General features: G+C 40.1%; 5 protein-coding genes. 1 reads left to right on the top strand and 4 read right to left on the bottom strand.

Features of this window, described 5'->3' with window-relative positions; translation table 11 throughout:
* Positions 1-49 precede the first annotated feature (49 nt).
* A protein-coding gene (locus tag VM640_RS04880; RefSeq protein ID WP_325390297.1) for an IS3 family transposase occupies positions 50-1,617 on the bottom strand; the annotation gives its coding sequence in 2 pieces (ribosomal slippage) (positions 50-1,138 and positions 1,141-1,617; 1,566 coding nt in all).
* Positions 1,618-1,893: 276 nt separating this feature from the next.
* Between VM640_RS04880 and VM640_RS04885 the strand changes: the two genes are divergently transcribed.
* Positions 1,894-3,027: a DNA cytosine methyltransferase gene (locus tag VM640_RS04885; protein ID WP_325390298.1), complete on the top strand. Its 1,134-nt coding sequence runs from the start codon at positions 1,894-1,896 to the stop codon at positions 3,025-3,027.
* Between the two features lie 245 nt (positions 3,028-3,272).
* On the opposite strand, the gene VM640_RS04890 is transcribed toward VM640_RS04885, so the two are convergent.
* The 3 genes from VM640_RS04890 to VM640_RS04900 are packed head-to-tail and all read right to left on the bottom strand — an operon-like array spanning position 3,273 to position 11,475.
* On the bottom strand, positions 3,273-5,204 hold the full coding sequence (locus VM640_RS04890; RefSeq protein WP_325390299.1) for a DUF1998 domain-containing protein: 1,932 nt from the start codon (positions 5,202-5,204) through the stop codon (positions 3,273-3,275).
* Positions 5,204-8,818, bottom strand: coding sequence for a helicase-related protein (locus VM640_RS04895; protein WP_325390300.1), 3,615 nt, complete (start codon positions 8,816-8,818; stop codon positions 5,204-5,206). Before VM640_RS04895 ends, VM640_RS04890 begins: the two co-directional genes overlap by 1 nt.
* A gap of 23 nt (positions 8,819-8,841) precedes the next feature.
* Entirely contained in the window at positions 8,842-11,475 is a 2,634-nt protein-coding gene (locus tag VM640_RS04900) for a DrmE family protein (protein WP_325390301.1), read from the bottom strand.
* Positions 11,476-11,984: the final 509 nt, after the last annotated feature.

Here is an 11,984-nt window from a genome sequence, read left to right on the forward strand (position 1 = left end):
GTGGCACCCTGACACTTAATACTCACTTCAATCAAATCAATCAAACAGCCTAGGACGCATCAGGTTTAGATTCAATTCGATCCTCAACCTGAGATTTTTCTGGATTAAGCCATACTTCCTTGGGCAAGGACCAGTTCCTTGTTTGACGTGTCCAACGTTCCGGATGACGGGCTTTCGCAGCCTCATAGAGCCTGTGCCGTTTCTCAAGTATCTCTTCACCCTGGCCACTGTGACGCTGGTTTGGTGTAAGGAATTTGATACCACTATGGTGATGGTTAAAGTTGTACCAATGGACGAATTCCTTGACCCATGTTCTGGCATCATTAATCGTCGCGAATCCTCCCATTGGATAGCTTGGACGGTATTTGCAGGTTCGGAAAATGGATTCCGAATAAGGATTGTCATTGCTAACCCTCGGGCGACTCCTAGAAGGTGTAATCCCCAATTGATAGAGTGTTTCCAGCATGGATGCGCCTTTCATCGGGCTACCATTATCGGAATGGAGGACCAAGGGACCTTCTTGTCTGGTAATTTTCTGGGCCATAACTGCCCGCCGAATGAGTTGACTAGCATGCTCTGCCGTTTCTTCGATCCAGACTTCCCATCCGACAATATCTCGGCTATAGATGTCCAGGATGAGGTATAAATAGAAGTAGAGTCCTCTAGCAGGGCCTGGTAAGTAGGTAATATCCCAAGACCACACACGATTAGGTTCGGTAGCACAATGCGTGGATTTAGGCTTGCTCGAAGGTGCCTTACAACGGCCACGATGATTCTGTTCACCCGCTTCGCGCATGACTCGATAGAAGGTTGACTCGGAGGCGATATAAATACCTTGATCTGCAAGAATCGGGACAATCTGACTGGGTGGCAAACTTTGAAAATCAGGTTGGTTGACTATTTCCAGAATATCTTTACATTCCGCATTCGTAAGTTTATTCGCCGGTTCGGGACGCTTTGCCAAGGGTCTCTGATCTGCTTCAGGAGCTCCGTCTTTACACCAGCGTTGCAATGTTCGTACGGATATGCCAATCTCTTCACAAGCGAGCTGTTGACGTGCTCCGCTTGCTACTGCTTCTTCTACCAGCTTAATAATTATGTCGCGATCCGCAGTGCTGGTTAGACTTCCTCGTCCTTTGGTCCCCAAATCGCATTGATGTTTTTTCTTAGAACTAACAGGGCTGCTGTTTCAGCGAGTGCTGACTCTTTCCGCTGGAGTTCCTTCTTAACCTGCTTTAACTCTTTTTCTGTTTCTTTTTCTCGACGTTGTGAGAGGGCTAGTTCCTGAGCCACACCGCCGTTCGCCTGTATGCAGTTGTCCTGCCAGGACTTGACCTGCTCAACATATAAACCTTTCTTACGACAGTATTCTGCGAGTTCGATCTCACTAAGTGTGGATGTCTCAACCACGATGAGATACTTGTCGCGTGTGCTCCACTGCTCACTTTGCTGCTCACCAGCAGGGGCTGCAAATCCCTTTCCCCGTATTTCCTTCCGCCACAACTTTAGAGTTCCCTCTGGGACTCCTGTCTCCTGCTGAATCAAACTAAGAGACTGGTTGTTTGGTGGTAACATCTTTGCAATAATCGAGCTCTTTAACTCTTTGGGATATCTCATGTCGTTTTCCCTCCTGTGTTTCTTTTCAAGGATACTCTTCTTTAGTCCCTACGACAACTATCGTAACACAGGGGGAAAACAAAAAAATTTATCTACATTTGGACAGCTTCTATGGCTACTTTTGGACATCATACCCCATCAATCTATGGACGTTAAACCTCGTCAATAACAACTGTTTGCGCTAGCGCAAACAGTATAACCATATTTATCTTTTCTTATTCTTCTTTTTATGTTAAATTTCTATAAAGAAGGATTTTAAAGGGAGAACCAATTACAATGAATACCCTATATGCAATTGATTTGTTTTCCGGTGCAGGTGGCATAACTCAAGCTTTGAAAAATTCAGGTTTTAATGTACGTTTAGCTATAGAAATGAATCCCGTATTCACGAAGTCATACCGACTTAACCATTGTCGGGCTGAGATGGGTGAGAAGGATTATATTATTGAAAGAAATATTTTGGAAGTTACTAAGGAGGATATAGAAGATCTTGCTTCTGACCTCCTTGGAGGTCAGCTCGATCTGCTTGCAGGTTGCCCTCCTTGTCAAGGATTTTCAAGGCAAATGGTATTTAAAAAAAAGGTGATGGATCCTAGAAATTATTTAGCCTTTGAGTACCTCAGATTTGTGAAGATGTTTAGACCCAAGTATATCTTTTTGGAGAACGTTCCTGGATTCGGTGAAAATAAGGTAATTTGGCCAAGACTAAAAGAGTCATTACAGAAAAAAACTGATGACGGTATTTCATATAAGTTAAAATTCGGACGTATTGACGCAGCTGATCTTGGGGTGCCTCAAAGAAGAAATAGATTTGTTCTCGTAGGTAAAAGGCTAGATATTTGCAAGAACACTGATCTCCGTGACACCTCTGAAGTACCTTTCCCAGAGCTTAAATATAAGGATAATCATGTAACACTAGAAGATTATTTTAAACAGTTCAACCTCCCCAAGCCACTTCCTTTACGGGAAGCGCCTAATGATCAGCTACATAAATATTCCCATTTAGGTAACCTCAATCTACTTCGATTGCAGCATACCCCTCCCGGGAAAGGCCGTGAAAGCTGGCCCGAGAAAGTTACTGTAAACGGGGAAAATATACGTTTAAAGCTAAAGTGTCATGATAATAACCCCGGGTACAGAGATGTATATGGTCGGATGGATTGGAAATCAGTTGCCCCTACGCTAACTGGCGGATGTTTAAATATTTCAAAAGGACGTTTTGCTTACCCTACCGAAGATCGCCCTATAACTGCACGCGAAGCGGCGCTCATTCAAACTTTTCCACCGGACTATAAATTCGCAGGTACTTGGACAGATATTGCTCTTCAGATTGGTAATGCTGTACCAGTTAAAATGGGTCAAGCCTTTTTCGACGAAATAGTAAAAGACATACAAAAAGCAAGGGATTAACATCCCTGCTTTTTGTATGTACATGACGTCTAAAATCCATTGCTGATTTTCATTACGATTCAATTAAAACCTTTCCTTTACTAAATTCTCATCTTTAATAATGCCCTATTATTAAACACACGAAAAATAGAATTAGCTCGCCAATCATATTCCAGTCGTAAAAAATGAATCCTTATTTGCAGAGTAACCTGGCTTTATTTCCGAAAGTGTATCAGATGAACTTATCGCCTTAATGTATTTATTGATTACTCTCCCGTCTTTTTATTCATAGATCGTCGCTCGATCAACCACTCGCTAAAAAAGCCTGCCAGTTCGTTCTTCAATGTTCCAATTACCAATCCTCTATCGAGAAAAACGTTAAATTCCTCGCAACTAGTCTCAGGAAGTAACGTACATGCATGACATGCTGCTAAATTTAAGGATTCCCGACCTTGCCCATGACTTTGGATGCAAACTGGATCATTGGAGCACCATTTAGCTGTTTCAAGTGCTTTAAAAAAGGTACGCGGTAAACAATCACTCCGGCCCTGACGGACAAGTCCACCTAGCGTCCCTTCAGAGTCTCCACTTGCCGTGTAAATTAAAATACCTGACATGATATAGTCCTCAGTTGGAAGATTACAATAAATTCGTTCACGCAATGATGCAGCAGTATACCCACATTCAAAGCTCAATTGACGAATTAATAAATGAGAAAGCGTATGCAATAAAATGAATTTAGAAGAAATTTCTCGAGCCAAAAACTGACCTTGGTATGAAGAACTATATTGTTCATTTAAGATCGCTGATCGATCTCCTGAGTCGGACGTTTTTAATGACCATTGGTTAATTTCTTCATCATCAAATTCCAGGAAAATTCCTTCCCCCCTTACCTCATATCCCGGATACCAATTGCTCTCCGGCTCTTTTACACTAATAAGCCCATTTCCGCCCTCGGTCTGATCTTTCATAATATATACATCGGGTGGATTAAGTCTGCTAAATGCTGTCAAAACGCGGACTTCACGGACTTTATGAACCAAGGCAACTCTTTTTAAACCTGGAATATGATACAAGTCGACACACTGCTCTTCGCGTACGAAATCGGATCCGTCGAAGGTCTCTGCTGAAATAGCTCCCGTTAATGCATCGTATTCTTCATTACGATATCTCTGGCTGGTCATTAATTCATTATCACTGTCGCTGTTTTTTTCAAATAATTTTCGTTCTAAAATACGTTTGACTGCCAAAGGATCTCGCGCAATTTGCTTAGCAATTTCATTGGCCCACTTGTCCAATCGTGCCCTAATTTTCGATTCCTTTTCGTCAGGCTCATAATCATTAATAATGGTAAGGCACTCAGCGTATCGTTTGGAATTCTCTATACTGGTATTGATTAAGTCCGAGTAGGGTGGGATTACCAGCGAACTAACTACTTTAGGAAAGTAAATTTTGGATGCACCTCGTTGGACGGCTTGCGGAGTACATCCACAGGGAACATGTTGGTTTTTCCATGGCATAAACCCGCTACAGGTATAATTATTCCCCAGTCTTTCCATCGCATCCTTATCAAAAGAACCAAATAATGTTGCTTTTGCTTTGCAGGAGTCGCAACGTATTACTAATCCTTCCAAGCCTGCTGTCGTGTTTGCTCCCGTCTCGAATTTAAGTATAGGATTATTGCACAGCGGTTTTGCACCGCCCATGTTCTTTTCGTGTGCCCATTCGACCCATGGGAAGTCGTCGATATGACCATTCTTACATGCAACAACAATACGAGCAGGTACAAGATCCGTCTTACAGTCAAGACATCGTGGTCGTTTCATATGTGGATCTTTTTCCTTCTTCTTTGAAGTAGCTTTCCGCCGGTATTCTATGATCCATTCCTTTAGCGGTTGAAATCGCCTGCATCTTGGGCAAAAATACCATTGAGGGAAACGCGTATAAGTAATGCCCTTAGGATATTCGTCTTTACCTCCTGGCATTCCAAAGAAATCCACGCCAAGAATGCGCTCCAGCCTTTCATCGTGAATGTGAACAATGCTTTCATCCCATAATTCAGGAGTTGTCGTCATTAACGTCTGATCAACAAAGTCCACCATGGCTCCCACTCCGTACTCCATAACGGCTTGTCCAGAACGAATATTATGTGTGATTTTGTTTAATGGAACAAAGTCCTTAGCAATCGGTATATCCATTACTCTTCATCCCCCCAAACGACAATCCTAGCGGCCGCAACGTTATCTACATTGCGCATAGAAGTTAATGTTTCGTGCTCACCGTCAGATCCTATACTTCCATATGGTTTTAGTAGCCGCTTTGTACCTTCGACTGGGCCTTTCATCATGTTTTTCTCGCCATATAAGAAATTTTCCCCATCCAGTCCATTCACTTTATCTTTCCAATCTTTCCAAAAGGTTCGAATCTCGTTGAGTATCTCATTACTCTCACTAGCCAAAGCAAAATCAGAACTATTGCGGATCGACTCTACGCGATTAATAATGATTTCTTCAATCTCATCCAGTATCTCTTGTTGCGGCGGGAAATATTGTGCGTCAGTATCACGAGTAAGACCATACCGATGACGTAGTAAACTTACCAGTATTGCATGCAAAGCTCGTTCTCGTGCGGGCTTGGAAAATGGTGTAACACTAGTTGGCTCTACAAAACGATAGAATGATTCATGGTAAGGCTTAAACTGTTCATAATGAGAACGATCACGGCTCTTAGCTCCATCATATAAAACACACGCTAGTCCAGGATAACTTCTACCGATACGGCTAGATGCTTGGATATACTCACTTGTCAATTTGGGTTGCCCAACGATGAGCATTAAGTTGAGTCTGGCCACGTCAACACCTACTGATATCATGTTTGATGCCAAGAGTACATTGATAGGATAGGTTTTATTTTCTTGGTTTTCTTGAGAGTATTCAAGACGTTCTAACTTGTCCAAAGTCTCATTTAATTGTGTAGACGATACGCGGCTAGTCAATTCGTCGGCCGATCCTATAAGACGATGTCGAGAGCCAATACGATTCCCCATACGTATCATAAAATCTTTTACATCATCATCCACCATAGAGCTGCATTTTCCTAAATCACGAATACTGTTAAAGTAGACGGCAAGTGTCCAGAACTTGTCTTTAACTTCGTCTGGAAAATCCAACTTATATACGCGTTGCAATAGTGTCGCGATCATTCGGACTTCCATCATCGCCTTGGTTTTTCCCGATGACATAATACCTACATACGTTCTTCCAGGTTTTTTATTTACATCTGCTTCTCTAGCGAAAAAGGAATCGCCGGCATCGATACCAGATGGCGGAAATTGACGAACATCCCGATTAAAGAGATTTCTGCATTGAGCTTTTGCACTACGGATTGTTGCTGTAGACGCAATGATTTTCGGTCTAACGCCTTTTGCGCTGCAAAGGGCATCAATGGCGGTTTCATATATCCCCACCACGGTGCCAAGTGGGCCGGATATCAAATGTAATTCATCCTGAATAATTAGTTCAGGGGCACGATTTTCTGAATCGGCTGCAAAAAACCTTCCAACGAGGCCTTTCCAAGCAACCATTGCGAATTTATCGACGGTTCCAAACAATAGTGTTGGTGGCTTATCATATAATTCTTCATCTACTACTTGTATAGGCAGACTTTTCTTGAACTTGCAGCCTTCTTGAGTACATTGCAGATAGAAATGTTTATTATCTGCCATCATATATCCCCAATTACCCACTAAGCGTTGGGATTGATTACTTATCTCTACATCACGAACAAGCTTAGTGCCACACCATGGACATTTGAGCATTTGAAATTTATTATAGATATCTTTTGTATATTTTAAATCATCTTTTCCAGCTTTCATCAGTTTATTTAAACACTTTTTCGCATCATCATTACGATTAGGAGTATGTTTACTACCAATCCATAACCCTATTGTGATAGGTTCCCTGCCCAATGAATACATAGGGTAACTAGGCTTCGGTTGTTTGCTTCCTAGACGAATTGCTTCGCATGCACATATTAGTGTGCCTGCACGAATAAATTGTTGTGCAGCCAATAAGCGAAGTGTATAACGCATGATCACGGTGGTACCCATGTAAGTATCAGAATATATTAAGCGCCGATAAAAAATGGTAAACGCAGTTAGTCCTAAATATGCTTCGGTTTTCCCCCCACCAGTTGGGAACCATATTAAATCTACCAAATCACGCTCGGGCGCATTAGGTTCTACTATTGATCTTATGCTTATTAATATAAAAGCTAGTTGAAATGGCCGCCAAAAGTGTTCGTCTGATTCATTATAATAGTCTAATGTTGCAAGCCGATTTTGTAATTCTTTATCACCAGGATAACTATCTTTTTTTTGTATGTCTGTGTGAATACGTTGCATTAGCATCGAGCGATTGACTAGCTGAAAAGCAATATATGCCGTCTCGTTAGATTGCAATAACTCTATACCATGATACATACGCAACAACAATTCTTTACAGTTAGAAATATGTCGAATCGCTGTTTCCCTGAATATCTCATCAATTTCTGATGTTTTATTGGATATATCTGCAATCCACGCACCATATTCATCTATAAACTTTCTCATTACTTCCAGTTTTTCAGATTTGGGTGATTCATCCAAATCTGAAAGATACTTCATCGAAAAACTATGTTTAGAAATATTGCGATCCGCCAAGTCGAAATCCATTTGCGGAACGATTCCTACAGGGAGAAACTCAGTCCATATTTCTCCATTACCAGCCTGGTCTACATTCCAATTCGTGGCAACGCCGTGCCCAGATGCATAAATCTTGTTATCACGATACAACAATGCTAATGATTTTTCTTCTATGTCCTCTTGTGCCTGGTTGCTGGTACTGTACTGCTCGAATGTAAGTCCAGGATTATCGGTCGAAAGAAACCGTATTTCGGGTTGGAAGATAGAGTTCATTCCATTATAAGAACCCGTTTCAGTGTTAACTAATATTACGGTTATAGCATAAATACCATTGCCGTAATTTCGTCTCAAAACAGTCAACTTACCAAGTTTTTCGAGTATTTCGTTGGATTCGTCAAAATCGCCGTCTGAGAAGGGAACTTCAAGTTCAAAAGAATGTGGTTCTCGCACAAAACCACGTTTGCCGCATTGATCAGCTAATTTATACAAAGCATTTTTCATTTCCACATCTTCTAATTTATCTGCTTCTTTTAGTCGCCATATGTCACGTTTACTAATTTTTGATCTTAGCTTCATAAAACCATCTTGAAGATAGACATACTCTCCCATAGGGCCCTTTTCAATAGCTTCTGTGGATTCTGAACTATCATATCTATAGCAACAGTCCGTATATGTTGATCGCCGATAAGTACCTAAAGATACATTAAAACGAAGTGATGATACTTCTCCATGAACAAAAAAAGTCATTCCCATTGAAGATGGCATGTTTTGGTTGGAAAGATTTATCTCCTCATCAATTGAATTGGTATCATTGTCATCCGCGGAATTCTCACCATATCTTTTTTTTGTTGATTGAATCGGTTGTTCTTTTATAGTCAGATCAACCGAAATCTCTTCGGAAATATCCTCTTCGTTCTCGACTCGCGACTCGACCACTTCATCGTTATCTAATTTCTGCTTAATTTCTTGAGGAAATAAAATACCTACAGAATATCTTACTTCAGGTTGATCAGTTATAATCTCATGCTCCATATCCGGTAAAGAGTTTTCCGAACCAGGTCCCATCATCTCTTTTCGAATATCTTCTAGAAGCATATCTCTTGCTGTAAAATGCTCAGTTAAATCAATCATAAAATACTTCATCCCCCATTTTGTTACTCCGAAAGCGGTTTGTTGGAAATATTAACTGGAACTATTGTGACATGATCGACTATCGTGTCTATTTGTAGAATAAGAGCTATCTGTGATACGTCACCCATGACAGATGCGATTAAATCATCAACCTTACCATTGCTCTTAGCACCAACCGCTTGCATAATACACTTTTCAAGATGTTTTAATGCTCTCACCCTCAATGAACGAACTTCCTCACATGCCCTACAAAAGGCGCTGGGATCAGACAACATCTCATTATCATTTGTTAACACAGCAATTGTTTGATAAGAATCAGAGTCTCGAGGTCCCACTATACGACTATCCTCATCCAGCCAGGATCGTATAGTAACTTCGTGCTTATCCTTACCAATTCTGTGCATTCTTTGGGACACTTCTCGATATGACAGCGCATTGCTCTTCATAAATGTGCTTAATGTAGTTTTCCAGTAGGTAGCCTTTCGAAAATATTCACCGTACTTCTGTTCGAACCTATAATCCGTATGCATCTGGTTTATAATTTTATTTACAATATCTTTCGAGTCATCATCATTTTGAGTAAAAACTATTTCATCCCCTGCGTCCAACGCAGATACATCAACTTCAATAACTTCGTTCTTTAACCTATCAAATACATATGGTTTATACCCTTTTGTAAACATAGCCCGTTCACCAGTTTCGAATAAAGCGGTTCTCACGGTCTCAACCCGTTGACACGTTGACGAGTCATTTAAAGGATATGATCCAACTCCACTCCTAATAGTTGCAGCTGTTATAAATTTTTCAAGGTCTATAATCCCAACGGATTCGTCCGAAATATCTTGATTTATTAAAGTGAAATTGTTATTTATTTCATGTTCAAATTTGATGGCATTTAATCTATCAATAGCCTCTATTCTTTTTATATTATTTCGCTCCATTAGCCGAAATAGTCCAGTTTCTGACGGATAGCATATCACCTCGGTCACTGTAGAATTTGTATTGGTAAATGCATTGAATCGTTTACCCTCGAATACGCCACAACATATAACTCCATCATACAATTTAACATTGTCAAAACGCGTGGGGGTATAGAATTTGCAGTCTTTCAAAACTGACTTTTCGCCTGGGGTTAAGCTTTCTGTGAAAGCATCAATGAAATACTGTTTAGGAACTACAATTGCATAATTCTGATGCTTATACCAACTGACTTCAAACAAGCGGTTCTTAAGCCATGCATACTTTGGATTGTCGGAATATAAATATTTCCGCAAAGAAAGTAACGTGTCAATCACATTCAATATGTCGTTTTCAAGTGAAATAACGGAGTTCTTTGTCAATAAGCTTTCTCCTACTGAGCGCAAGTGTCCAATTTCTTCGAGCGGCATTATACCTGTTACTTTACCGTTCTCCACCAATCGTTCAAGAGTGCGTATCGGAAAACATGCCCGTTCAAACAGATTCAACAAACTATATGATCGACTAATAAAATAGTCCTTATCATCACAATCTTCCGTATTATTTTTAATTATTTGTAAAAGCTTGCGACATTTAATGGGCATATCGTCAGGAAAAGGTGAGCAGACCATCGCTTGATCCGTCTGCTTATCAATCTGATTACCGATCATTTTATATTGGATACTAATACAATCACTTGCATTTGAAAGGTCGGGAGGCGAGAATAAATCCGCCACTTTTGAGATCAAAGCCTCTTCACTCCAAGCAAACACTCTTGTTTGAGGAAATAGCGATAAACACTCATCAATAGATCCATAAGCATAACCTGCTAGCATTATTACATCATGAATGAAAGAACAGTTCATGATGTCCGATAATTCTGATGGTGATGCTCCAATGAGATCATAGCCATTGATAATTACGGTTCGTATTGAATGTTCTTCATCGTCATAGATTAAATCTCTTGCCGTTGAAATACGCGAAGTGAATTTTATCACTGGCTCAAGCTTTGCGGAGTTACCAGAATAGGAGTGAATCGAATCACAGCTTGAATAATAAGCCATTGGAAAAAGATCCTTAAGTTTGACACTACCGCATAAATTGCATACCAATTGAAGGGATTCGGCTATAGCATCTGCTTCTGATTTTTGGCACAAAACTAGTATTGATGATTCTGTTACATTCTTTATGCTGTCAGGACTAACCCCAAACACCTGACCAAGAGCTTCACTACGAGAGGTCTTACTCTTCTTGTTGATTCCCTTGGAAAGGGTTTTGGCATTACCAAGATAAGGACTAATTTTATATCCATTGGATAATGGGACATAACGACTAAGCCCATTAAATACCATATGTATCTTTAACTCACCATTGATTTCAGTAAGTCCTTTATATATACCGCGATTACGTTCATATAAGATCTTAGCGTCATCTTTTAGGCTATCTAATAACGATGTTTGGTTTAACAAAACATCTTGCGTATAACAAGCGAATACCGCTGCAATAACACACTCAACTAAAAGCGCGTTAGATCCTGGATGTACAATGAGGTTTCTACTGCTCTCTCCTATAAGTATTTCTGATAAAATATTATAATTTTGCTCATTAAACTTAGTGTGTGTGAAGCATTTACTTGCATACTCAAATTTGGATTGTATAATAGCTTGCGTTAAGTTTTCAGCATTTAGGTATCTTTCCATGTTTAATCACCTTTTGTACATTAGTTACCGTCCCAAATAAACATTAGTTTCGATTTATCAAACTGATACTTCAATCTACATGGAGAAGCATTTTCTAAATCATCAGATAATTCACTTCTAACTACTACTTTCCACATCTTCCCTACATTTCCTTCCAAGAGTGCAGAAATATTCCTAGAAAGAACATAAAAAGACAACTATCCAAAAAAAATCTAGCAAAATAATTTTAGTGGCCAACCCCGCACATATCCCTACCACCCAATTTGGCTAGACTTTTTTGCGGGGTTAGGCCAGAGTCCCGCCAATAACGGTCCGAACTGGATGCGCTATCTTTAATGATAGGATACGCAAGCATAAAATAGTCCCCACCTTGTAAGATAGATATAGGGTTAAGGTTTCAAAACCAACCCGAACGTTCCTTGACAACTTACTTCTTAATGTTCTGATGAATTAGTTGATACGCTAAATCTCTATCACTAAATATCATGCTATAATCGTTTTTGTCAGAG

It is taken from the genome of Desulfitobacterium sp., from assembly GCF_035539115.1.
Lineage (GTDB): Bacteria > Bacillota > Desulfitobacteriia > Desulfitobacteriales > Desulfitobacteriaceae > Desulfitobacterium_A.